Origin of the sequence: Dysosmobacter sp. Marseille-Q4140 (assembly GCA_018228705.1) — a bacterium.
Taxonomy (GTDB): Bacteria; Bacillota; Clostridia; order Oscillospirales; family Oscillospiraceae; genus Oscillibacter.
The window spans coordinates 2,003,129-2,024,432 of the sequence record CP073694.1; the positions used below are offsets into that span (position 1 = coordinate 2,003,129).

Annotated in this window: 25 protein-coding genes and 2 riboswitches; of the genes, 18 read left to right on the top strand and 7 right to left on the bottom strand. The window is 65.4% G+C overall.

The genetic code is table 11. The features are described 5' to 3' along the window. The first annotated feature begins 19 nt into the window (after nucleotides 1-19). Nucleotides 20-1,315 carry a nickel-dependent lactate racemase gene (gene larA / locus KFE19_10010; GenBank protein ID QUO39590.1) on the top strand — a complete coding sequence of 432 codons (1,296 nt, stop codon included), beginning with the start codon at nucleotides 20-22 and terminating at the stop codon, nucleotides 1,313-1,315. A gap of 54 nt (nucleotides 1,316-1,369) precedes the next feature. On the opposite strand, the gene gpr is transcribed toward larA, so the two are convergent. Beyond that, complete coding sequence (gene gpr, locus KFE19_10015; protein ID QUO36764.1) at nucleotides 1,370-2,263, bottom strand: GPR endopeptidase; 894 nt, start codon at nucleotides 2,261-2,263, stop codon at nucleotides 1,370-1,372. 187 nt (nucleotides 2,264-2,450) lie between these two features. Here gpr and rpsT point away from each other — a divergent pair, with 187 nt between their 5' ends. The 9 genes from rpsT (at nucleotide 2,451) to rpsR (ending at nucleotide 8,029) form a co-directional block, all read left to right on the top strand. Beyond that, entirely contained in the window at nucleotides 2,451-2,714 is a 264-nt protein-coding gene (gene rpsT, locus KFE19_10020; protein ID QUO36765.1) for a 30S ribosomal protein S20, read from the top strand. Nucleotides 2,715-2,861: 147 nt separating this feature from the next. Next, nucleotides 2,862-3,638: a TatD family hydrolase gene (locus KFE19_10025; protein ID QUO36766.1), complete on the top strand. Its 777-nt coding sequence runs from the start codon at nucleotides 2,862-2,864 to the stop codon at nucleotides 3,636-3,638. Beyond that, entirely contained in the window at nucleotides 3,635-3,988 is a 354-nt protein-coding gene (locus KFE19_10030; protein QUO36767.1) for a hypothetical protein, read from the top strand. Before KFE19_10025 ends, KFE19_10030 begins: the two co-directional genes overlap by 4 nt. A gap of 21 nt (nucleotides 3,989-4,009) precedes the next feature. Continuing rightward, the gene (locus KFE19_10035; GenBank protein ID QUO36768.1) at nucleotides 4,010-4,501 is read left to right on the top strand and encodes a hypothetical protein; all 492 of its coding nucleotides are present in this window, start codon (nucleotides 4,010-4,012) and stop codon (nucleotides 4,499-4,501) included. Nucleotides 4,502-4,518: 17 nt separating this feature from the next. Beyond that, nucleotides 4,519-5,142: a TatD family nuclease-associated radical SAM protein gene (locus KFE19_10040; GenBank protein QUO36769.1), complete on the top strand. Its 624-nt coding sequence runs from the start codon at nucleotides 4,519-4,521 to the stop codon at nucleotides 5,140-5,142. A gap of 30 nt (nucleotides 5,143-5,172) precedes the next feature. Continuing rightward, nucleotides 5,173-6,768: a hypothetical protein gene (locus KFE19_10045; protein ID QUO36770.1), complete on the top strand. Its 1,596-nt coding sequence runs from the start codon at nucleotides 5,173-5,175 to the stop codon at nucleotides 6,766-6,768. Between the two features lie 147 nt (nucleotides 6,769-6,915). Further along, nucleotides 6,916-7,212: a 30S ribosomal protein S6 gene (rpsF, locus tag KFE19_10050; protein ID QUO36771.1), complete on the top strand. Its 297-nt coding sequence runs from the start codon at nucleotides 6,916-6,918 to the stop codon at nucleotides 7,210-7,212. A 13-nt stretch (nucleotides 7,213-7,225) separates the two neighbouring features. Continuing rightward, the gene (locus KFE19_10055; GenBank protein QUO36772.1) at nucleotides 7,226-7,693 is read left to right on the top strand and encodes a single-stranded DNA-binding protein; all 468 of its coding nucleotides are present in this window, start codon (nucleotides 7,226-7,228) and stop codon (nucleotides 7,691-7,693) included. An 84-nt stretch (nucleotides 7,694-7,777) separates the two neighbouring features. Then, the gene (rpsR, locus tag KFE19_10060; protein QUO36773.1) at nucleotides 7,778-8,029 is read left to right on the top strand and encodes a 30S ribosomal protein S18; all 252 of its coding nucleotides are present in this window, start codon (nucleotides 7,778-7,780) and stop codon (nucleotides 8,027-8,029) included. A 305-nt stretch (nucleotides 8,030-8,334) separates the two neighbouring features. Here rpsR and KFE19_10065 read toward each other — a convergent pair whose 3' ends face one another. The 3 genes from KFE19_10065 to thiW all read right to left on the bottom strand — a co-directional run bounded on the left by KFE19_10065 (nucleotide 8,335) and on the right by thiW (nucleotide 10,944). Beyond that, a complete protein-coding gene (locus KFE19_10065) occupies nucleotides 8,335-9,495 on the bottom strand; it encodes a stage II sporulation protein P (protein ID QUO36774.1) in 1,161 nt (386 codons plus the stop codon). Between the two features lie 98 nt (nucleotides 9,496-9,593). Beyond that, nucleotides 9,594-10,397 carry a hydroxyethylthiazole kinase gene (gene thiM, locus KFE19_10070; protein ID QUO36775.1) on the bottom strand — a complete coding sequence of 268 codons (804 nt, stop codon included), beginning with the start codon at nucleotides 10,395-10,397 and terminating at the stop codon, nucleotides 9,594-9,596. 28 nt (nucleotides 10,398-10,425) lie between these two features. After that, the gene (gene thiW / locus KFE19_10075; protein ID QUO36776.1) at nucleotides 10,426-10,944 is read right to left on the bottom strand and encodes an energy coupling factor transporter S component ThiW; all 519 of its coding nucleotides are present in this window, start codon (nucleotides 10,942-10,944) and stop codon (nucleotides 10,426-10,428) included. Between the two features lie 306 nt (nucleotides 10,945-11,250). Next, nucleotides 11,251-11,350: riboswitch (TPP riboswitch) on the bottom strand. A 114-nt stretch (nucleotides 11,351-11,464) separates the two neighbouring features. Then, a riboswitch (TPP riboswitch) is annotated at nucleotides 11,465-11,572 on the top strand. Nucleotides 11,573-11,628: 56 nt separating this feature from the next. On the opposite strand from thiW, the gene thiE reads away from it, so the two are divergent. From thiE to KFE19_10115, 8 genes are all read left to right on the top strand, one after another. Beyond that, entirely contained in the window at nucleotides 11,629-12,273 is a 645-nt protein-coding gene (gene thiE / locus KFE19_10080) for a thiamine phosphate synthase (GenBank protein QUO36777.1), read from the top strand. Between the two features lie 171 nt (nucleotides 12,274-12,444). Then, on the top strand, nucleotides 12,445-13,242 hold the full coding sequence (thiD, locus tag KFE19_10085; GenBank protein ID QUO36778.1) for a bifunctional hydroxymethylpyrimidine kinase/phosphomethylpyrimidine kinase: 798 nt from the start codon (nucleotides 12,445-12,447) through the stop codon (nucleotides 13,240-13,242). Continuing rightward, on the top strand, nucleotides 13,239-13,850 hold the full coding sequence (locus KFE19_10090; protein ID QUO36779.1) for an energy-coupled thiamine transporter ThiT: 612 nt from the start codon (nucleotides 13,239-13,241) through the stop codon (nucleotides 13,848-13,850). Before thiD ends, KFE19_10090 begins: the two co-directional genes overlap by 4 nt. Beyond that, nucleotides 13,847-14,509 carry a thiaminase II gene (gene tenA, locus KFE19_10095; protein QUO36780.1) on the top strand — a complete coding sequence of 221 codons (663 nt, stop codon included), beginning with the start codon at nucleotides 13,847-13,849 and terminating at the stop codon, nucleotides 14,507-14,509. Before KFE19_10090 ends, tenA begins: the two co-directional genes overlap by 4 nt. Nucleotides 14,510-14,534: 25 nt before the next feature. Beyond that, nucleotides 14,535-15,707 carry a putative hydroxymethylpyrimidine transporter CytX gene (gene cytX / locus KFE19_10100; GenBank protein ID QUO36781.1) on the top strand — a complete coding sequence of 391 codons (1,173 nt, stop codon included), beginning with the start codon at nucleotides 14,535-14,537 and terminating at the stop codon, nucleotides 15,705-15,707. Between the two features lie 205 nt (nucleotides 15,708-15,912). After that, entirely contained in the window at nucleotides 15,913-16,173 is a 261-nt protein-coding gene (locus tag KFE19_10105; GenBank protein ID QUO36782.1) for a hypothetical protein, read from the top strand. Nucleotides 16,174-16,260: 87 nt separating this feature from the next. Beyond that, entirely contained in the window at nucleotides 16,261-17,805 is a 1,545-nt protein-coding gene (locus tag KFE19_10110) for an L-lactate permease (protein QUO36783.1), read from the top strand. A 170-nt stretch (nucleotides 17,806-17,975) separates the two neighbouring features. Next, nucleotides 17,976-18,926 carry an L-lactate dehydrogenase gene (locus KFE19_10115; GenBank protein QUO36784.1) on the top strand — a complete coding sequence of 317 codons (951 nt, stop codon included), beginning with the start codon at nucleotides 17,976-17,978 and terminating at the stop codon, nucleotides 18,924-18,926. Nucleotides 18,927-19,018: 92 nt separating this feature from the next. Here the strand turns inward: KFE19_10115 and KFE19_10120 are convergent, their stop codons facing one another. The 3 genes from KFE19_10120 to KFE19_10130 all read right to left on the bottom strand — a co-directional run bounded on the left by KFE19_10120 (nucleotide 19,019) and on the right by KFE19_10130 (nucleotide 21,238). Then, the gene (locus KFE19_10120) at nucleotides 19,019-19,849 is read right to left on the bottom strand and encodes a deoxyribonuclease IV (protein ID QUO36785.1); all 831 of its coding nucleotides are present in this window, start codon (nucleotides 19,847-19,849) and stop codon (nucleotides 19,019-19,021) included. A 120-nt stretch (nucleotides 19,850-19,969) separates the two neighbouring features. Then, a complete protein-coding gene (locus tag KFE19_10125) occupies nucleotides 19,970-20,134 on the bottom strand; it encodes a hypothetical protein (protein ID QUO36786.1) in 165 nt (54 codons plus the stop codon). A gap of 195 nt (nucleotides 20,135-20,329) precedes the next feature. After that, nucleotides 20,330-21,238, bottom strand: a complete 909-nt coding sequence (locus KFE19_10130; GenBank protein ID QUO39591.1) for a DNA/RNA non-specific endonuclease — start codon at nucleotides 21,236-21,238, stop codon at nucleotides 20,330-20,332. Nucleotides 21,239-21,304: the final 66 nt, after the last annotated feature.

Sequence of the window (21,304 nt, forward strand, 5' to 3'; positions counted from 1 at the left end):
CAAAAAAGGAGACGATCCCATTATGGCAGAAGCGATGAAGTGCGGCGAACAGGAATTTGAGGTCCACCTGCCTGCGGAGCTGATCGCGGCGGAGCTGGAGCCCAACAAGGTAGAGCTGCCCCAGCGGACGGCGGCGGAGCACATCCGCTGGGCCCTGGATCACCCCGTGGACTCCGCCCCGCTGAAGGAGCTGGTAAAGGCCGGGGACAAGGTGTGCATCGTCATCTCCGACGTGACCCGCCGCTGGCAGTCCCCGGAGACGTATATCCCCGTCCTGGTGGCGGAGCTGGAGGCCGCCGGCGTGCGGGATGAGGACATGCTCATCATCTCCGCCACCGGCACCCACCGCCGCCAGACGCCGGAGGAGCACGCGGGCCTGGTGACCCAGGCGGTCTACGACCGCATCACCCTGGTGGACCATGTGTGTACCGACGAGGAGAACCTGGCCTATGTGGGCACCACCACCCGGGGCACCCCGGTGTGGCTGGACAAGCGGGCCCTGGCCTGCGACAAGATCATCCTCACCGGCGGCGTGGTCTACCACTTCATGGCGGGCTTCGGCGGCGGCCGCAAGAGCATCCTGCCGGGCATTTCCGGCCGGGAGACCATCATGAAAAACCACAACCTGGCCCTCAATCCGGGCCTGGGCGCCGGATCCAATCCGGAGGTCCGCAGCGCCAACATGAACGCGTCCAACCCGGTCCATGCGGACATGATAGAGGCCTGCTCCATGGTCAACCCCACCTTCCTGGTGAATGTGGTGGTCAATGACGACCAGGAGATCATCGCCGCCTTTGCCGGCAACTGGATCACCGCCCACCGGGCGGCCTGCGACCTGGTGGACCGGATATACGGCGTCCCCGCCCGGGAAAAGACGCCCCTGGTCATCGCCAGCGCCGGCGGCTATCCCAAGGATCTGAACTTCTATCAGACCATCAAGACCCTGTGCAATGCCCTGGAGGTGGTGGAAAAGGACGGCACCATCATCCTGGTGACCCGCTCTCAGGAGGGCTTCGGCAACGCCGACACGGAGCGGCAGATCGCGGGCTTTTCCACCATGCTGGAGCGGGAGAAGGACTTGCGGGAGAACTTTTCCATCGGCGCCTTCATCGGCTACCTCTTCGCGGAGAGCGCGGAGAAGTACCATATGATCGTGGTCACCGGCATGGACCAGGCGGCCTTCGGCAGCGCGAAGATCCATGCGGTCAAGACCCTGGACGAGGCCCTGGAGCTGTCCCGCCGGCTCAACGGCGGCAGGGACCTGCGGGCCACGCTGATGCCTCACGGTGCCAACACCCTGCCCAAGTTCCAGTAAGAGAGACGGCCGCCCGCGGAGAATTCCGCGGGCGGCCGCTTTTTTCTGCCCCGCTCAGCTCAAAAGGGCGTTGATTTCCTCGATCTCCAGGTCCTGGAGGGCCCAGTTGATGCCGTAGCCCACCACCTTGGCAAGGTCCCGCACCTGCTGGTCGATATCCCGGGTGGTCACCATGAAGGTGCCGTTTTCCCGGAGCTTGTCCTCGTCCACCTGCTCCACGCCGGACTCCTCCAAAAGGTCCGCCGCCAGCGTGGCGGCATCCACCACCGTGGGCACCCCCAGGGCGATCACCGGCACGCCCAATGTCTCGGCATTCAGCGCCGCGCGGTGGTTGCCCACTCCGGAGCCGGGGACGATGCCGGTGTCGCTGAGCTGCACCGTGGCGCAGACCCTTCCCATCCGCCGGGAGGCCAGGGCGTCCACGGCGATGACCAGGCCGGGCTTTACCTGCTCCACCATACCCCGCACCGCCTCTGCCGACTCCACGCCGGTGGTGCCCAGGACTCCGGTCCGCTGCACCGCCACGGGGCGAAAGCCCGCAAACTGCCGGGGCATGGCGGCGATCAGGTGCCGGGTGATGAGAACGCTGTCCAGGGTCAGGGGCCCCACGGCGTCCGGCGTCATGGCCGCGTTGCCAAGACCGATCACCAGCACGCTGCCCTCTGCCGGCAGCAGGGCCTTCAGCTGGCCCCCCACCACCCGGACTGCCCGCTCGAAAAAGTCCGCCTTCCGCTGCCAGAAGGTGGTCAGGTCAATGGTCAGATAGCTGCCCACCGGCTTGCCCAGAGCCTCCTCCCCCCGCTGGTCCAGAATGTCCACCCGGGTGACGGGATAGCCCTCCTGGCGGGTCTTGACGGCCTTCACGCCGGAAAGCCGGCTGGTCCTCTGGGCCGATTCCTGCCACAATTCCCGGGCCTCCAGGGCCAGATCCGTGCGTTTTTGAAACAAAATCTGCCGCCTCCCAACACAAAATATTGTGGTTCCGGCCATAGGTTTTGCGTCCAGCCATACAATATACAAAATTTGAACAGAAAATGTGAAAAAAGTCTTGCTTTTTGGAAACTTCCCTGCTAAAATATCATCCTGCACGGTGGGAAATTCCGCCGAATGATTTTGCCAAAGGGAGGTGTTTGGTTTGCCGAATATCAAGTCTGCCAAGAAGCGCGTTCTGATCGCCGAGGCGAGAAACGCCCGCAACAAGGCCACGAAGTCCGAACTGAAGACCGCCATCAAGAAGTTCGAGGCTGCTGCCGCAGAAGGCAATCGCACCGAGGCCGATGGCGCGTACAAGGTTGCTGTGAAGAAAGTCGACCAGGCTGTGGCCAAGGGCGTTCTGCACAAGAACACGGCCGCTCACCGCAAGAGCGCCATGACCCTGAAGCTCAACAAGATCGGCTGATGGTTGTGACTCAAAAGGACATCCGCTCCGGATGTCCTTTTTTGCTGCCTGAAAACCCCTGGCCGGAGGGAAAATTCACACCCTGGCCCTTTTCTTTTGCAGGGACCGTGATAAAATAGCCCTATATCAAGGATACGAGGTGTTCTCATGCCCATTTTTGATACCCATGCCCACTATGACTCCGGCGCCTTCAACGCCGACCGGGAGGCGGTCCTCGCCGCCCTGCCGGAGGCCGGAGTGGGTCTTGTGGTGGACCCGGGGTGCGACGTGCCCTCCTCCCGGGCGGCCGTCGCTCTGGCGGAGAAATTTCCCCACGTCTACGCCGCCGTGGGCCTCCACCCGGAGGACTGCGCCGGCTGCACCGACGCCGACTTCGACGCCGTCCGCGCCCTGTGCGCCCACGAGAAGGTGGTGGCCATCGGGGAGATCGGCCTGGACTACTACTGGAAGGAGAACCCGCCGAAGGAATTCCAGGAGCAGGTGTTCCGCCGCCAGATCGACCTGGCCCTGGAGCTGGACCTGCCCGTCATCGTCCACGACCGGGAGGCCCACGGGGACAGTCTGCGGATCGTGCTGGAGTACCCGGCCCTCCGGGGCGTGTTCCACTGCTTTTCCGGCAGTCCGGAGATGGCGGCGGAGCTTTTGAAGCGGGGCTGGTACCTGGGCTTCGACGGGCCTATCACCTATAAAAACGCCAAACGGGCCCCGGAGGTGGCGGCCATCACCCCCCTGGACCGCATGGTCATCGAGACGGATTCCCCCTACCTGACGCCGGTGCCCCACCGGGGTGAGCGGAACGACAGCCGCTATCTTCCCTTCGTGGCGGAAAAACTGGCGGAGTGGAAGGGCGTCACCACAGAGGAGATCATCGGCATCACCTGGCGCAACGGCCTGCGGTTGTTCGGGCTGGAGGGGAAGGCATGAAACGGCTGTTGGCAGGTTCTCTTTTGTGCCTGCTGCTGGCGGGCTGCGCCGCCCCGGCGGCGGACATCTCTGACCCGGCGGATGCCGGGACGGAAGCTGCCGTTTCCACCGCCCTGCCGGAGACGGAGGACCTGCCCGTCCTCTCCGCCCCCGCCGTGGTGACGGAGGGGCGAACGCCGGAGACGGCCTATGACCTGCCGGAGGAAGTGAGGCGGCTGGCAGAGTGGGACCAGACGGCGGAGCCGGCGGCCCTGCTGGCGCGGACGGAGGACGCGGCCCTCTACGGCCTGGCCGGCGAGGAGGACCGGCTGCTGCTCCGGTGGGGAGATACCCTGGCGGAGTTCGACTGACCCTACCGGACGCCCCGCACCGTGGCCCCCCGGCTCCGGCAGGTGGACGCCGACGGCGACGGCGCGGAGGAACTGGCGGTGGTCTGCTGTTACGGCAGCGGCACCGGGGTCTCCATCGAGCAGCTGCACATCGTGGAGAAGAACGAGGACGGCACCCTGACGGACTACCGCCTGCCGGAGGACGACCTCTGCGGCGGACAGCTGACGGCGGCGCTCCGGGTGGAGACCGTGGAGGGCCGGACCTTCGCGGTCCTGGGCCGGGAGCTGCTGGAGATCACGGAGCTGACAGAGGGCAGAACCCCGCCCCAGGGGCTGGCCGCCGGGAGCATCGTTGGGTTTGACGTGGACCCGGACGACCCCTATGGGGTCCCCATCCGCTTCCGCGGCAGCGCCTGGCTGGAGGGGGAGGACTACCCGCCCACGGCCTGGTACGCGGCGGATCTCTCCGCCTGCGTCCAATATGAAAACGGTATGTTTACCCTGTCCGGCCTCCATCTGGACGGGATCGAGTGAAAAAAGGAGCGATCTGCATGGAAAAAGGCTTTACCATCACCTATGAATACGGGGACAACCTGTATGTGAACCCCACCAACCGCTGCAACTTCAACTGCGAGTTCTGCCTGCGCCACAACCAGAACTCCGGCGGCAGCATCTACACTCACAATCTCTGGCTCAAGCGGGAGCCCACGAAGGAGGAGATCCTCTCCTCCATCGAGAGCAGGGACCTCTCCAAATACAAGCAGCTGGTGTTCGTGGGCTTCGGCGAGCCCACCTACCGCTTTGACGACATCTGCTGGGTCATCGACCAGATGAAGGCCCACGGCACCAAGATCTTCACCCGCATGGACACCAACGGCACCGGCTCCCTCATCAACGGCCGGGACATCGCCCCGGAGTTCGCGGGCCGGTTCGACATGGTGTCCGTGTCGCTGAACACCGACACGGCGGAGAAGTACAACGCCCTCTGCCACCCCCAGCAGGAGAACGCCTACCAGGCCATGAAGGACTTCACCCGCGAGGTCCGCAAGTACGTCCCCACCGTCATGATGACCGTGGTGGACACCATCCCCGCCGAGGAGATCGAGGCCTGCCGGAAGATCTGCGAGGAGGAGATCGGCGCCACCTACCGGGTCCGGGAGTACATCGCGGACTGACGGCACACCGCCGGAAAGGAGACGAGGCCGGTGAGAACGAGCAGACGGAAAACGGCGGCGCGGCTGCGCCGCCAGTTCGGCACGGTGCCGGAGGTGAACTACTTCCCCGGGGATATGGGCCACATCCGGTCCTACTTCGACTTCCGCCGGGACACCGGCCGGGACGGCTTTTTGTTGGATGAGATCACCTGGAACGACCTGGAGGGGGACGAGGTGTTCCGCCGCATCAACCCCGGGCTCACCACCTCCGGGGAGCAGTATCTCTACTACATGCTCCGCAGCCCCGCCCGGGACGAGGGCACCTGGACCGGCCGCCGGGCCCTGATCGGCCTTATTGGCCGGGACGGGGAGCTGCGGCTGGCATTGCAGCTCCTGCTCTCCCGCCTGGGCCGGGCCCGGCGGGCGGACCTGTGCGGCGCCTTTTACCCGTCGGAGCGGGGACCGGGGTGGCTGCTGGTGTATCTGGCGATGGTGATTGCAGTGATCGCCGCGGCCTGCGCCCTGCCCTTCGGAAAGGGCCAGGCGGCCATGGCGCTGATTTTGCTGCTCTCCGCCAATGCCGGGCTCCACGAATTCCGCCTGCGGCGCATCCAGCGGGACTTTGCCACGGTCAACTACACCGTGGGCATGGTCCAGACTTTGGAGCGCATCCGAAAGCTGCGGCGGCCGGAGCTGGACCGGTGGCTGGGCGGCAGCTACGCGGCTCTGGATGAGCTGCGGTCCGTGCTGCGGGTGGGGGCTCTGCCCGCCATGACCGACAACGGCGGCGCCGGGGACCTGCTGACCACGCTGCTGCTGCTGGACCTCATCGCCTACGAGTTTTTGAAGAACAAGCTGGGCCGCTGCCACGAGGCGGTCTTTTCGGTCCACGAGGCCCTGGGCAAGCTGGACGCCGCCATCGCCGCCGCCTCCTGGCGGGAGAGCCTCCCCCGGTGGACGGAGCCGGAGCTGGACTTCTCCGGCGGCCGCGCCCATCTGGAGGCGGAGGGAATGATCCATCCCCTGCTGGAGGAGGCCGTGCCCAACGATTTTGCCGCCGGGGGGCCCCTGCTCATCACCGGGTCCAACGCCTCCGGCAAATCCACCTACCTCAAGGCCGTGGCCTGGAACGCGGTCCTGGCCCAGAGCCTTTGCACCTGCCCGGCGGAGCGGTACGCCGCCTCCGCCTTCCGGATCTACACCTCCATGGCATTGCAGGACGACCTGCGCGCCGGGGAGAGCTACTATATCGTGGAGACCCGGTCCCTAAAGCGCATCCTGGATGCGGCGGCGGAAGAGGGGGCGGTCCTCTGCGCCGTGGACGAAGTGCTGCGGGGCACCAACACCGTGGAGCGGATTGCCGCCGCCAGCGCCGTGCTGGAGACCCTGGCGGACCGGGGCGCGCTGTGCCTGGCCGCCACCCACGACGGCGAGCTGGGCCCCCTGCTCGCCGGACGCTACGCCGAGGGCCACTTCACCGAGCAGCTGGAGGGGGACGCCATCTTCTTCGACTACCGGCTCCGCCCCGGCCCCGCCGTCACCCGCAACGCCATCGAGCTGCTGCGGATCATGGGGGTGGAGGCGGACGTGGTGGACCGTGCCCGCCGCCGGGCCGGGCGGTATCTGGACACGGGCCGGTGGTCGTAACCGGGGGAAATCAAAAAAACAGGGGAAAAACGGAAATTTTTCTTGACAATTTTCTCCCTTGCTGTATAATAATAAGGCTCGCAGTCTGCGGGCTATCCTTGCTCTCATCTGAGAATGAGGGCCATTTGTCCAAAAGGAGGTGCAAACATGGCAAAGGTTTCTGCCAATTATGAGGTCGTGTATATCATCGACCCTGCACAGGGTGAGGAGGGCATCGCCGCTCTGGTGGCGAAGTTCCGTACCCTGGCCGAGCAGCACGCTTCCGCCGTTGAGGTGGAGGAGTGGGGCAGCCGCAAGCTGGCTTATCCCATCAACTTCAAGTCCGAGGGTTACTACGTGCTCATGAGCTTCACCAGCGAGCCTTCCTTCCCCAAGGAGCTGGATCGTGTTCTGGGCATTACCGACGGCATCATGCGGTCCCTGATCGTCTGCAAGGGCGAGTAAGGAGGCCGGGCTCATGCTCAACAGAATCATCCTCATGGGTCGCCTGACCCGTGACCCCGAGCTGCGCCGCACCGGAAGCGGCACCCCCGTCACGTCCTTCTCCCTGGCCGTGGACCGGGACTTCAAGTCCCAGAGCGGCGAGAAGGAGACCGACTTCATCGACGTGGTGGCCTGGCGCAGCACCGCGGAGTTCGTCAGCAAGTACTTCACCAAGGGCCGCATGGCCGTGGTGGAGGGCCGGCTGCAGATCCGCGACTGGACGGACCGGGACGGCGGAAAGCGCAGAAGCGCCGAAGTCGTGGCCGACAACGTCTATTTCGGTGATTCCAAGCGGGACGGCGGCAGCGATTTCGGCGCGCCCCCCGCGTACGGAGCCCCCGCTTCCTACGGAGCGCCCGCCGCTGGCCGCGGCGCCGCCCCCGCCGGAGGCATGTCCGACTTCGCCGAGATCGGCGAGGAGGACGGCGAGCTGCCGTTTTGATTTTCTGTGCCGTTTGCCGGCACTTTTCCTCAGCCCCGCCTTTACGGGAAGCTGATCACACTTTGATAAAGGAGGAACCCTCACATGGCCATTGATCGTGAAGCCAGACCCGCGCGCCCTGCCCGCGGCAAGCGCCGTAAGGTTTGCCAGTTCTGCGCGGACAAGTGCGAGTATATCGATTACAAGGACGCCGCCAAGCTGCGCCGTTTCGTGTCCGAGCGGTCCAAGATCCTGCCCCGCCGGACCACCGGTACCTGCGCCATGCATCAGCGCCAGCTGACCGAGGCCATCAAGCGCGCCCGTCAGATCGCTCTGCTGCCCTACGTGACCGAGTAAATCACTTAAAAAATCCCGTCCCGCTTTTGGGACGGGATTTTTATTTCGTCTGAAAAGGCCCATGGCCTTTTCAGACGAAAGATTTCATGGCAAAGCGGACTCGATTTCCCTGGAAATGACGGGATCAAAAAGATTCCGCCGCCTGTGGGCGGCGGAAAAGAGGCTTCGGGCGGCAGAACTCCGTGAGACACCGCTTCCCGCAAGGGGAACGGGATGAGGCGCGGGAGACGAAAGGCGCCCTGCCGGACCGCTCCCCTGCCCACAGCGCGTGTCAGCCCCGGCCCGTCGGGCCGGGGCTGACGCCCTCACTTCCCCAGCTCGATCAGAAGCTGGGCCATCTGCCGGGCGAAGAGGCGGCCCGCCAGGGCGGCCTCCTCCGGGGAGTTGCCGGCGGCGCCCACCTCCAGCAGCAGCGACCCGGTGGTGGCGTGCTGGTTGTACCGGGAGTTGCGCAGCAGCATGGGCCGCATCAGCGTGGGATACTGTTCCAGCACCCGGCTCTGGAGGGCTACTCCCAGCTTCAGATTCTCGATCCAGTCCGGGTGGGCAAGGCCGCTGCCGTCGCTGCCCATGACCAATGTCAGCTGGGCGGCGGTGCCCTCCCCCTCCACGGTGGAGACCACCTTGTACTGGTTGCCCTCGCTGTCGGCGATGGCGTCCCGGTGGATGTCCAGGATAAAGCGGATGGAGGGGTACTGGGCCAGGTAGCTCTCGATGGCCGCCAGGGACCGGTCGTAGGCCCCGGAGTAGGAGGGGTAGTCGTACAGGGTCCGGTCGTGGAGGACGGAGATCCCCGCCGCGGTGAATTCCTCCGCCATCTCGTCCCCCACCTTCACCACGTTGTAGCGGGTGTCGGTGGTCCGGTGGTCCCCGGACCAGACCACCTCCGTGTCCCCGGCGGGAGTGTAGGACTCGCTGCCGTGGCTGTGGAGGATCAGGATCTGGGGCGAGCCGTCCACCAGCCGGGCGTCAAAGGGCTCTGTCAGCTCCGACACGGTCAGGGCGTGGTCCGTGCTGTTGCTGATGTACACGGAGCCGCAGACCGTGTAGCCGCTGGGGTCCGTGGGGACCAATGTCCGGGCGGCCACGCCGTTGTCGGCGGCCTCCGGGGCCTCCAGGGGCGTCTCCGTCACCGGCTCGGTGACGATCTCCTCTGTCTCCCCCTCCGCCTCCGGTCGCTCTTCCCGGTCCGAGGACCACAGCTCCGCCACCGCCGGCCGGGCCGACAGCAGCAGGGGCGACTCCCCGATGGCCAGGGCCGCGGCGGCGGAGAGCTGGTCGGCCTGCCACAGGTCCCCCAGCTCCCAGTGGAGGATGCCCTGGGGCGCGGAGGCCCGCAGGGCCGTCCAGGCCTCCGAAAAGGTATCGCTGCCGGCGGTGACCGCCGCTGCCCACAGCGTTCCCGCCGCCAGGCACACCGCTCCGCCCCGCCGCAGGGCGCCGGAGAAAAAAGCCCGTCGCTTCATTCGTCTCACCTCTGGGACAACCTTATGCGCCGCCGGGGCAAAGTAGACCGGAAAAAACGGAAGCGCCGCAGGCGCTCCCGTTTGGGACAAGATGGGATTTACAGCTGCTCGATCCGGGCCAGAGCGGCGAAGTCGGCGGGGGTGAGGCTGGCGGCGGCATCCATCAGGGCGGCGCGGAAGGTGCCGGGGCCCCTTCCCGCGGCGGCCTCTTCCGCCCGGCGGGAGCAGACCTTCCAGAAGGCGGAGGCCAGCACGGCGGCCTTGGCGGGGTCCGGCTCCACAGCGGCGAACACGCCGCACAGCACCGAGAGCATACAGCCCGTGCCGGTGACAAAGGCCATGAGATCGCTGCCGCCGGGCAGGCACCAGGCGGCGGCGCCGTCGGTGACGATGTCCTCCGGCCCGCTCAGCAGCACCGCCGTGTGGCGGCGGAGGGCCAGGGCTTTCGCCGCGGCCAGGCGGGCGTCCCGGCTGGCGGGATCGGGGCTGTCCACCCCCTGCTCCCGGCCGCTCTCCCCGGCCAGGGCCCGGGCCTCCCCCAGGTTCACCCGGAGGATGGAGGGCGTGGCGAGGTGCAGCAGCTCCCGGACCCGCCGCAGGCGCCAGGGGGAGGCCCCCACGCCCACCGGGTCCAGCACCACCGGCTGGGAAGCGGCGCCCGCCGCCTTGGCGCACAGGGCGCAGACCTCGAAGCGGATCTCATCCGGCGTGCCGGTGTTGAGCACCGTGGCGTCGGAGAGGGCGGTGATGTCCGCCATCTCCTCCGGCGCGTGGGCCATCATGGGGCTGGCCCCCACCGCCAGGGCAAGGTTGGCGCAGTCGCCCGCGGTGACGATGTTGCTGACGCAGTGGATGAGGGGACGGCGCTGCCGGACCTCCTCCAGCCGGGTGAAATCGATCATGGATACACGCTCCTTGGGAGAGAATGCCTCAGCGGCTCAGGGTGGCCTGCATGGAGTGCAGGGCGCCGCTCTTCTTCAGGGCGGTCACCAGCACGCCGGCGATGATGGACCCGCCCACGGTGGACACCAGGAAGGGCACCACATAGGCAGTGTAGCCAATGGAGCCGGCCACCACGCCCATGAAGGCGATGGCGATGGGGTAGGACAGCAGGCCGCCGATGATGCCGGTGCCGAACACCTCGGCGCACAGGGTGCCCAGCAGGTTCTTGGACTTCCAGTACACCAGGCCGCACAGCAGCGCGCCGCACATGCTGCCCGGGAAGGCCAGCAGGGACCCCAGGCCCAGAAGGTTGCGCAGGAGGCTGGCCACGAAGGCCACGGCCACGCCGTACCAGGGACCCAGGAACACGGCGCACAGGACGTTCACCATGTGCTGCACCGGGGCGCACTTGCTGGAAAAGACGGGGAAGGAGAACAGGCTCCCCACGACGGCCACGGCGCACAGCACGCCGGCCAGGGCCAGCTTCTTGGTGGAAATGCTTCTCATGACAAAAAACTCCTTTGATGAAAGAATGGCAGGGAGAAAACGGCGATCCAAGGCAGCGTCTCCCCCTTGCAGGGCAAGGCACAGGCGGATACACCTCCGCCTGCGGAGAAATGCGGTCGAGGCTCACTGGCCTCCTCTCACGCCGGAACACGGCTTCCCATCGCTGCTTGGCCGGCCCGGACCCAGGGCGCTCCCCCTCGGCCCGCTCCCGGATGGCCCGGGGCGCCGGAAAACGGTTTTCTCTCCACGCTCCTTTCTCAAAAGAGTGGAAAAAACGGCGGGGACCCACCTGGGCCGCCCGCCGCGTCAGCTCGGATGATGACTTCCTACGGTGGCATTACCCACATCAGGTGGAGGGTCGAAGCGGTCGCTTCCTCTCAGCCGAATGGCTCCCCTGTGTTTTTACGAGGTCTATTATGGCACCGCCAACCGGGGTTGTCAAGGGCGGCGGCAAAAAGATCGTGAAAAAATCCACGGACTGCCCTTGCAATGTGGAAAAAAGAGGCGTATATTAAACAATAAGTAAACAAAGGGGAGTCCGTATCGCCGGGCTGAGAGGGGACCGTCAAGGTCCCGACCTGACCTGATTTGGATCATGCCAACGTAGGGAAATCATGGGGCGTATCGCCGCGGACGACCGATTTTGGTGTGTCCGCGGTTTTTTGCGTCATAAGGAGGAGCCATATGAAACTCAACGGAAGCCAGCTGCGGCTGTATGCCGTCACCGACCGGGCCTGGGCGGCGGACGAGGACGCCCTCATGGACCAGATCGCCGCCGCCATCGACGGCGGCGCGGGCATCGTGCAGCTGCGGGAAAAGCACCTGGACCACGATGCCTTTTTAAAGGAGGCGAAGCGCTTTGTGGCGCTGTGCCGGGAGAAGGGCGCCGTCAGCATCATCAACGACGATGTGGACATCGCCCTGGCGGCGGACGCCGACGGCGTCCACGTGGGCCAGGAGGACCTGGCCGCCGGCCGGGCCCGGGAGGTCCTGGGGCCGGACAAGATCGTGGGCGTCTCCGCCCACAATGTGACCGAGGCCCTGGCGGCCCAGGCGGCGGGAGCCGACTATTTGGGCGTGGGCGCCGCCTTTTCGACCGGCACCAAGACCGACGCCAAGCCCATCACCCGGGAGACCATCCGCGCCGTCACGGCGGCGGTGGACATCCCGGCGGTGGCCATCGGCGGCATCACCCGGGAGAACCTGCCCCAGCTCTCCGGCTGCGGCCTTGCGGGCGTGGCGGTGGTCTCCGCCCTGTTCGCCCAACCGGATGTGAAGGCTGCGGCCAGGGAGCTGCTGGCCTTGTCCGAGGAGATGGCCCGGAACTGAAGTTGTCCCAACCCGGCGAAAGATCGCTTTCGCCGGAGAAGGAGGAAATTTCCCGTCCGGCGGAGCGTTCCGCGGTCGAGGGAAGGGAAATTTCCGACGCGCGGTACATTGGGGGCACCACCTTGTATCGCCTTATAAAACTGTGCTGTTGAAAAGAAAGGAGAAACGAATATGAAAACAGCATTGACCATTGCTGGAAGCGATTCCAGCGGAGGCGCCGGGATCCAGGCAGACATCAAGACCATGACGGCCAACGGCGTATACGCCATGAGCGCCGTCACGGCTCTCACTGCCCAGAATACCACCGGCGTCACAGACATCCTGGAGGCCACCCCGGCCTTCCTGGCGGCGGAACTGGACGCGGTGTTCACCGACATCTATCCCGACGCCGTGAAGATCGGCATGGTCTCCTCCTCCGCCCTGATCGAGGTCATCGCCGACAAACTCCGCCAGTACGGCGCGGAGCGGATCGTGGTGGACCCGGTGATGGTGGCCACCTCCGGCGCCCGGCTGATCTCCGAGACGGCGGTGGAGACGCTGAAGGAGCGGCTGCTGCCCCTGGCCACAGTCCTGACCCCCAACATTCCGGAGGCGGAGCTGCTCTCCGGCATGACCATCACCGGCCCCGAGGGGATGGAGGCCGCCGCCCGGGCCATCAGCGAGCGCTACGGCTGCGCCGTGCTGTGCAAGGGCGGCCACCAGATCAACGACGCCGACGACCTGCTCTGGCGCAACGGTACCGGAAAGTGGTTCCGGGGCCGCCGGATCGACAACCCCAACACCCACGGCACCGGCTGCACCCTCTCCAGCGCCATCGCCTCCAACCTTGCCAAGGGCCATGACCTGGACACCTCCGTGGAGCGGGCCAAGGAGTACATCTCCGGCGCCCTGAGCGCCCAGCTGGACCTGGGCAGGGGCGCGGGGCCCATGAACCACATGTTTGACCTGAAAGGGGCGTTCGTGGAATGACCGCCCTTGTCATCACCGCGGTGTTCGCCGTGGTCTATCTGGCGGTGACGGTGTGGCTGTGCCGGGGGCTGCGGCTGAACGCCCGGGCGCTGTGCCTGGGGGGCGTGCTCTGCGCTCTGACGCTGGTGCTGGCTACCATCCGCATCCCCCTGCCCACCGGGTCCAACATCACCTGTGGGTCCTGGATCCCCCTGATGCTGGCGGCGCTGGTGTACGACTACCGCCTGTCCATGGTGACGGGCTGGGTGTGCGGCATCCTGGCTATGATCCTTATTCCGGGCTGGGAGGCGGTCCACTGGGCCCAGATCTTCGTGCAGCAGCTGGTGTGCTTTTCCTGCCTGGGCTACGCCGGGGTCTTCGGCGGGGACAAGCGGTGGAAGGCCGTGTGCGGTATGGCGCTGGCCGTGGCGATCCGCTGCGCGGGCCATGTGCTCAGCGGCGTGATCTTCTACTCCCAGAACGCCTGGGACGGCTGGGGTGCCTGGGGATACAGCCTGGTGTACAACTCTCCCCGCCTGGTGGAGGGCATTTTGAGCATCGTGATCGTATCGGTCCTGCCGCTGCGGGTGCTGCGGCGGACCATGCTGAGAGAAGGAGGTGCGGCATGAGCACTGTGGAACGGCTGCTGAAGGCCACGGAGGACATCTGGGCGGGGTATCACGACAAGCCCTTCGTCCGGGGACTGGGTGACGGCACCCTGGACGTAAAGAAGTTCCGCCGCTACATCATCCAGGACTACTGGTATCTCATGGACTACACCAAGGTCTTTGCCGTGGGCGTGGCCAAGAGCCACAGCGTGGAGGTCATGAAGCTCTTCGCCAAGTACATCCAGGCCATTCTGGACGGCGAGGTCAACGTCCACAACGGCTACATGGCCGATTTCGGCATCACCCAGGAGGAACTGGACCGGACGCCCATCGCCCAGGACAACCGCTCCTATACCGCTTACATGCTCAGCGTGGCCTACAAGGGCGGCGAGGCCGAGGTGCTCACCGCCATCTTCTCCTGCGCGTACAGCTACGAGGTCATCGCCCGCAAAATCGTGGCCGAGCGGCCCGACGCCCCCAACCACCCCCTGTACGGCCGGTGGGTCCGGGGCTACATCACCGAGCGCTACACCGGCAACAACGTGATCCTGAAGGACATGCTGGAGCGGCTGACGGCGGACTACACCGAAGCCCAGCTCCGCCGTCTGGAGGAGATCTTCACCGCCTGTTCCCGGTACGAGGCATCCTTCTGGGACATGGCCTGGGAGGAGCGGGACTGAGCGGCCCGCGGAGAAAGGAGCAGATATGAAAAAGACCTCGACCTTTCAAAACGCACTCATCTGGTTCGGCGCCGGCGTCTCCCTGGCGGAGATCCTGACCGGCACCTACTTCGCCCCCCTGGGCATGGCCAGGGGTCTGGCCGCCGTGGTGGTCGGCCATGTGATCGGCTGCGCCATGATGCTGCTGGCGGGCCTCATCGGCGGCCGCACCGGCCGCAGCGCCATGGAGACGGTGAAGATGTCCTTCGGTCAGAAGGGCGGACTGCTCTTCGCCTTTTTGAACGTTTTGCAGCTGCTGGGCTGGACCGCCATCATGATCTACGACGGGGCCCTGGCCATCGGCGGCATCTTCAACGTGGGCCGCTGGGTCTGGTGCCTGGTGATCGGCGGGCTCATCGTGGTGTGGATCCTGGTGGGCGTCACCAACCTGGGACTTCTCAACAAGATCGCCATGGCGGCGCTGCTCGTCCTGACGGTGGTGCTGTGCAGGGTGATCTTCTTCTCCGGCGCGCCGGCGGGCGGCGATCTGGGGGAGGCCATGACCTTCGGCGCCGCGGTGGAGCTGGCAGTGGCTATGCCCCTGAGCTGGCTGCCGCTGATCTCCGACTACACCCGGGAGGCGGAAAAGCCCGTCCGGGCCACCGTAGCCAGCGTGGTGGTGTACGGCCTGGTGTCCTGCTGGATGTACGTCATCGGCATGGGCGCCGCCATCTACACCGGCGAGTACGACATCGCCGCCATCATGGTGAAGGCAGGCCTTGGTATCGCGGCTTTGGTGATTCTGATTCTCTCCACCGTGACCACCACCTTCCTGGACGCCTGGTCCGCCGGCATTTCCGCCGAGTCCCTGTCCAAAAAGCTCAGCGGCAAGTGGACTGCCGTGGCGGTGACGGTGATCGGCGTGGCGGGGGCCATCCTCTTCCCCATGGACGACATCACCGATTTTCTCTATCTGATCGGCTCCGTGTTCGCCCCCATGATCGCCATTCAGATCGCCGACACCTTCCTTCTGCGGCAGGATCACTTCCGGCAGGATGTGGACGGGTGGAACCTGGGCATCTGGCTGGTGGGCTTCGCCGCCTATCGCCTGCTGATGCGGGCGGACATCCTCCTGGGCTATACCCTGGCGGACATGGTGCTGACGGTGGCGCTGTGTCTGGGGGTCCACGCCCTGCGCCGGACCCGGTCGGCTGTATGACCTTTATAAAGGAGAGCAGACAACGCCTTGGCGATGTCTGCTCCCCTTTTTGTCTGTTTTTTACAGAAAATAAAAAAAGCATTTGGAAAAATTTCTGCGGGTGGTCCAAAAAAATTTGCAGACAACGATTTCGGGTTGACTTTTTTCTGCCGCTCCCGTATGGTAAATATCACAAACACACGCCAACGAGAAAGGAGAAGGGATCATGCGTCAGGTTGCTACCGCTGCCCCCATGACCGCCGCAGCATTCGCTGGGGAGGCCTTCTCCTGCGCCCGTGCCAATGGCGCCTCCTGCGCCGCTCATACCGCCATCCTGCTGGACGCCATCATTATGGCGTCCATTATTGTTATTCTGGGGATTTTGTCCGTTTCCCTGCTGGGCCTGATTGGCCTGCTGCTGATTACCCTGGTAGTGCTGCTGGCGCTGCCCCGCCGTCCGAGAGACCGGCGTTCCCGTTTTCGCTGATACGTTCGTATACAGAGAAGGGGGCCCCGTCTTTCAGACGGAGCCCCCTTCTTTTTGTATAAAGCAAAGGAGAGAGAGGTCTGCATTATGGGTTTCATCAATTTCGTGTTGGCAATCAGCCCCATCGCATTCGTGCTGGTGGGCATCCTGGCGTTCAAAAAGCCCGCCATGAAGGTGGCGCCGCTGGCGCTGGTGTGGACGATGCTGCTGGCGTTCACGTATTTCAACATCAGCGGTCTGACCTTCCAGGAGAACGTCGTGGTCCTGGACGGCCTGTTGTGGAAGGGCATCAAGGAGGGCCTGAAGATCGTGGCCATGGTCTTTGGCGCCTTCGTCATCCTCAACACCCTCAAGCGCACCGGCGCCATTGAGGACGTGAAGAACACCGTGGCCCGGGTCAGCGGCCAGGACCGCCGGGTCCAGCTGATCGTGGTGGGCATGATGGTGCCCATCTTCCTGGAGGGCGCCGCCGGCGCCGGCGCCCCTGCCGCCATCGCCGCCCCCTTCCTGGTGGCTCTGGGCTTTGACCCCATCACCGCCATCGCCGTGGCCCTGCTGGGCGACGCCACTCCCTGCTCCTGGGGCGGCGCGGGATTGACCACCATCAACGGCGGCGCGGCCCTGGTGGAGGCCGGGATCTCCACCAACGCCCTCAACTCCGCCATGGTGGGCCGCATCCACATGTTCGGCGTGCTCATCATCCCCTTCCTGATGGTGGCGCTGGCCTTCGGCCGCAAGGGCTTCCGCAGCATCGTGCCCTATCTGTTCTACTCCGGCATCACCTCCGGCGCCATCATGTTCCTCATCAGCAACTTCGTGGGTCCGGAGATCACCTCCATGGGCACCGGCCTTCTGTCCATCCTGCTGAGCGTGGTCTATGTGAAGTTCGTGCCCATCAAGACGCCCGAGGAGTACCGCTACCAGTTCCACAAGGACGCCCGGCAGCAGTACAGCGCCTTCCGCGCCATGTCTCCCTACATCTACATGCTCATCATGCTGCCGGCGGTCCGCTATCTGGTCCCCATGTTCGTGGAAAACGGCTTCGCCCTGCTGTGCACCTTCGGCTACATCGTCTGGGTGGACGTGGTCATCTTCATCTGCGCCATTCTGGGCGCCCTGACCCTGCGGGTCAAGAAGGATGAGCTCTTCGAGGTCTTCCGCATGACCGCACGCAATGTGATGCCCGTGCTGATCACCATGGGCAGCCTGTTGGTCCTGGCCTACATCATGCAGGCCGAGAGCACCGGCATGATGAGCCTCATCGCCGGCGACATCGCCGCCCTGGCCGGCACCCTCTATCCCGCCGCCGCCGTGCTGATCGGCTCCCTGGGCTCCTTCATCACCGGCACGGGCCTGGGCTCCAACATCATGTTCGCCGGCATGCACACCGAGGCCGCGGCGACCCTGGGCATGAACCCCATCACCGTGTTCGCCGGGCAGAACGCCGGCGCCTCCCTGGGCAACCTGATCTGCCCCAACAACACCGTGGCCGCCTGCGCCACCGTGGGCGAGGTGGGCAACGAGAACAAGGTCATGCGCAAGACCCTGGTGGCCTTCGCCGTGATCCTGGTGGAGTACATGGTGCTTGCCATGCTCTACACTCTGGTCCTGTTCCCCAATTTCGGCATGTGATCCCGTCTGGAGACGGACCTCTCTCCGCCGATGCGGTCCGCGGTCCATCCCGGGGCCGCGGGCCGCGGAGGCATCAACGGAGAGCCGCCTCCTCTGTCTGATAAACCAACACAATTCAAGCGGCGCGGGGGACCGGACCGGTCCCCCGCCCAAACAGGAGGAAATGCGATATGAAAACGAGAAAAGTCGGCGTTGTGGGTCTGGGCCATGTGGGTGCCCACGTGGCGTACGCCCTGGCCGTCCAGGGCATCGCGGATGAGCTGGTGCTGGTGGATATGGACGCGAAGAAGGTGGCCAGCGAGTGCCAGGACCTGCGGGACGCCGCCGCGTACCTGCCCCACCGGGTCCATGTGGCCGTGGGCGACTTCGCGGACCTGGGCGACTGCGACGTCATCGTCAACTCCACCGGCAAGATCGACATTCTGCGGGCCAACCAGAACCGGGTGGACGAGATGGACTTCACCATCCGGGCCGTCCGGGGCTATGTGGACAAGATCAAGGCCAGCGGCTTTGACGGCGTGCTGGTGAACATCACCAACCCCTGCGACATCGTCACCCGGGAGCTGAGCCTGGGTCTGGGCCTGCCCAAGGGCCGGGTCTTCGGCACCGGCACGGGCCTGGACACCTCCCGCCTGCTCTCCGCCCTGGCCCGGCAGACCGGCATCGACCACAAGTCCATCACCGCCTACATGCTGGGCGAGCACGGCAACGACCAGTTCGCCCCCTGGTCCTGCGTCAGCTTCCGGGGCAAGCCCCTGGCCGACTGGGCCAAGACCGACGAGAAGTTCCGCTTTGACGGCGACGCCCTCCAGAAGGAGGCCATCGGCGGCGGCTGGGTCACCTTCTCCGGCAAGTTCTGCACCGAGTACGGCATCGCCACCACTGCCGCCCGGATGGTCAGCATCGTCCTCCACGACGAGAAGGCCATCATGCCCGCCAGCGCGGAGCTGTGCGGCGAGTACGGAGAGAGCGGACTGTTCGTGGGCGTGCCCTGCGTCATCGGCAAGAACGGCGTGGAGGAAGTGGTGGAGCTGCCCCTCACCCCCGAGGAGCAGGCCAAATTCCACGCCTGCTGCGACGGCGTCCGCAAGAATATGGAGCACCTCAAGGAGATCCCCTGAGCGTTTGCAAGGGTCTGAACGACACAGCGCCGCCCCGAAAGGGGCGGCGCTGTTGTGTTTTGAGACGGGTCTGCGCGGTCTGCGCGACGGGGTCAGTCCTCCGCCGCCCGGCGCAGCAGGGCGATCTCCCGGGCGTAGCCGGCAAGGTCGTTGGGGGTCTCCAGGCAGAAGGGCAGGTCCCGCAGGGCCGGGTGCCGCACCACCCGCACCAGGGCCTCCAGGCCGATACAGCCTTTCCCAATGCACGCATGGCGGTCCTTGCGGCTGCCCAGGGGGTTCTTGCTGTCGTTGAGGTGGATGGCCCGAAGCCGGTCCAGGCCGATAATGCGGTCAAATTCCGCCAGCACGCCGTCAAGGTCGGCGGCGATGTCGTAGCCCGCGTCCCAGACGTGGCAGGTGTCCAGGCAGACCCCCACCTTCTCCCCCAGCTCCACCCGGTCCAAAATGGCGCGGAGCGATTCAAAGCTGCCGCCCACCTCGCTGCCCTTGCCGGACATGGTCTCCAGCAGCACGGTGGTGGTCTGGTCCGGCCGCAGCAGGGCGTTGAGCCCCGCGGCGATCAGCGCCGTGCCGGTCTCCTCCCCCTGGCCCACGTGGCTGCCGGGGTGGAAATTATAGAGCTGCCCCGGCAGGTGCTCCAGCCGCCGCAGGTCGTCGGCCATGGTCTCCAGGGCGAAGGCGCGGTTTTCCTCCCTGGCGCCGCAGAGGTTCAGGGTGTAGGGCGCATGGGCCACCACCGGGGCGAAGCGGTGCTCCGCCATCAGCGCCGTCAGCGCCGCCGCGTCGGCCTCGTCCAGGTCCTTGGCCCGGCTGCCCCGGGGATTGCGGGTGAAAAACTGAAAGGTGTCGGCGCCCAGCTCCAGAGCCTGGCGGCCCATGGCGGCAAAGCCCTTGGAGCTGGAGAGGTGACAGCCGATGTGCATGAGGCAGGCCTCCCTTGGTGTTTTTTTCAGCATACCACAGGCGGCCGTCCCTGTCACCGGCAAATGCAACAGCCGGTCCGCCCCTGGGGGAGAACAGGCAGAAAAGCGGCGCAGCGCCGCTCAAGGGTGATGGGTGGGGTGCGCGGGGACGTCCTCCTCCTCGATAAACAGCTCTTCCGCCCGCCTCTGGGTCTCCATCAGGCTGACCTGCAGCCGCCGCAGGGATTCCTCCGCGTCGGTGATGGCGTTGAAGAGGAGCAAGTATTCTCTCGGAATATTCAGCATTTGGTATCCGTCCTTTCTGATACGGCACAAGATGTAGGAACTTTCCATATCATACACAAACGCTCGGAGAGATTCTGTCTGAATTTGTCGAGAAGCTCGACAATTTGAAAAAAATGGAGGGAGCGAGGGAAAAAACACGGGACGGAGGCGGATGGTGCCGCTCCGTCCCGAAAAAGGGGATCTGGTGCCGGAAAATCAGGGATTGCACTGTCCGCAGGGGGCATAGCCCTCGGCGATCAGGTCCTCCCGGCTGCCGGTGTAGCTCTGCCGGTTCTCCTCCTTGATGGAGGCGGCGCCGGCGCAGTCGGGGTCGTGGAACTTCATGGAGCTGGTGTTGAGGACGTAGGTCTCCTCCCCGGCTTCCGCGGCGCCGGAGTTGGCGTCGGCGTCGCTGTCGGAGGGGGCGGCGTCGGAGGTATTGGGCGCCTCCCCGGTGAGCCAGCTGTCCCCGGTGGCGTAGTCGATGGTGATGCCGGGCTGGCAGTTGTAGACGTAGACGTTGAAGCAAACGCCCTCGCCGCCGTCCTCCACGGACAGCGCCTCCATCTGGACGCCCCGGGCCACCAGCTCCGTCCCGGAAAAGACGGGCGTCACCCGGTAGAGCACGTGGTTGCCGGTGTCCTGTACGTAGTCCGCCACCTCATTTTCAAAGGGCAGCATCCCCTCCACGTTCATATAGCGGGTGCCGGTGATGAGATTTTCTTCGTTGGCGTTCTCCCCGGTCAGCTGGTAGCCGATCAGGTGGCAGCGGTTGTAGAGGTACTTGCCGTCCACAGAGTCGTATTTGACTGTCTGCCAGCCGGAGGGCTTCACCTGACCGATCTCCCCCCGCTCCTCCGTGGGCATCAGGTCGGTGCCCACATTGGCCTCCGCCGGGCCGCAGCGGCCCAGCAGGTCCAGGGGGCTGTATGTCTCGTAGGAGGCCGTGGGCAGGTCCTCCCGGTCAAAGGAGGGCTGGTTGTCCTCCAGGACCACGTAAGGCTCGCCGGAGAAGGCGGGCACGTCCTCCAGCGAAAAGGACTGGGCGGGCAGGAACAGGTCCCGCTGGGTGTAGGCGGTCAGGGCGGCGCAGCACAGCAGCGCCAGGGGCACCAGCTTTTTCAGCAGCTTTTTCAAGGGCGTCTCCTTTCTCACGGCAGAAAAAAACAGCACCTGCTGTTGCAGGCGCTG

Excerpts from the sequence above, each read along its gene's own strand:
- rpsF (QUO36771.1), top strand. The coding sequence starts at position 6,916 with ATGGCAAAGGTTTCTGCCAATTATGAGGTCGTGTATATCATCGACCCT.
- KFE19_10125 (QUO36786.1), bottom strand. The coding sequence starts at position 20,134 with ATGCTGAATATTCCGAGAGAATACTTGCTCCTCTTCAACGCCATCACC.
- KFE19_10030 (QUO36767.1), top strand. The coding sequence starts at position 3,635 with ATGAAACGGCTGTTGGCAGGTTCTCTTTTGTGCCTGCTGCTGGCGGGC.
- thiW (QUO36776.1), bottom strand. The coding sequence starts at position 10,944 with ATGAGAAGCATTTCCACCAAGAAGCTGGCCCTGGCCGGCGTGCTGTGC.
- KFE19_10110 (QUO36783.1), top strand. The coding sequence starts at position 16,261 with ATGGGTTTCATCAATTTCGTGTTGGCAATCAGCCCCATCGCATTCGTG.
- KFE19_10115 (QUO36784.1), top strand. The coding sequence starts at position 17,976 with ATGAAAACGAGAAAAGTCGGCGTTGTGGGTCTGGGCCATGTGGGTGCC.
- KFE19_10055 (QUO36772.1), top strand. The coding sequence starts at position 7,226 with ATGCTCAACAGAATCATCCTCATGGGTCGCCTGACCCGTGACCCCGAG.
- thiD (QUO36778.1), top strand. The coding sequence starts at position 12,445 with ATGAAAACAGCATTGACCATTGCTGGAAGCGATTCCAGCGGAGGCGCC.
- tenA (QUO36780.1), top strand. The coding sequence starts at position 13,847 with ATGAGCACTGTGGAACGGCTGCTGAAGGCCACGGAGGACATCTGGGCG.
- KFE19_10105 (QUO36782.1), top strand. The coding sequence starts at position 15,913 with ATGCGTCAGGTTGCTACCGCTGCCCCCATGACCGCCGCAGCATTCGCT.
- KFE19_10120 (QUO36785.1), bottom strand. The coding sequence starts at position 19,849 with ATGCACATCGGCTGTCACCTCTCCAGCTCCAAGGGCTTTGCCGCCATG.
- cytX (QUO36781.1), top strand. The coding sequence starts at position 14,535 with ATGAAAAAGACCTCGACCTTTCAAAACGCACTCATCTGGTTCGGCGCC.
- rpsR (QUO36773.1), top strand. The coding sequence starts at position 7,778 with ATGGCCATTGATCGTGAAGCCAGACCCGCGCGCCCTGCCCGCGGCAAG.
- KFE19_10040 (QUO36769.1), top strand. The coding sequence starts at position 4,519 with ATGGAAAAAGGCTTTACCATCACCTATGAATACGGGGACAACCTGTAT.
- thiM (QUO36775.1), bottom strand. The coding sequence starts at position 10,397 with ATGATCGATTTCACCCGGCTGGAGGAGGTCCGGCAGCGCCGTCCCCTC.
- KFE19_10065 (QUO36774.1), bottom strand. The coding sequence starts at position 9,495 with ATGAAGCGACGGGCTTTTTTCTCCGGCGCCCTGCGGCGGGGCGGAGCG.
- thiE (QUO36777.1), top strand. The coding sequence starts at position 11,629 with ATGAAACTCAACGGAAGCCAGCTGCGGCTGTATGCCGTCACCGACCGG.
- KFE19_10025 (QUO36766.1), top strand. The coding sequence starts at position 2,862 with ATGCCCATTTTTGATACCCATGCCCACTATGACTCCGGCGCCTTCAAC.
- KFE19_10090 (QUO36779.1), top strand. The coding sequence starts at position 13,239 with ATGACCGCCCTTGTCATCACCGCGGTGTTCGCCGTGGTCTATCTGGCG.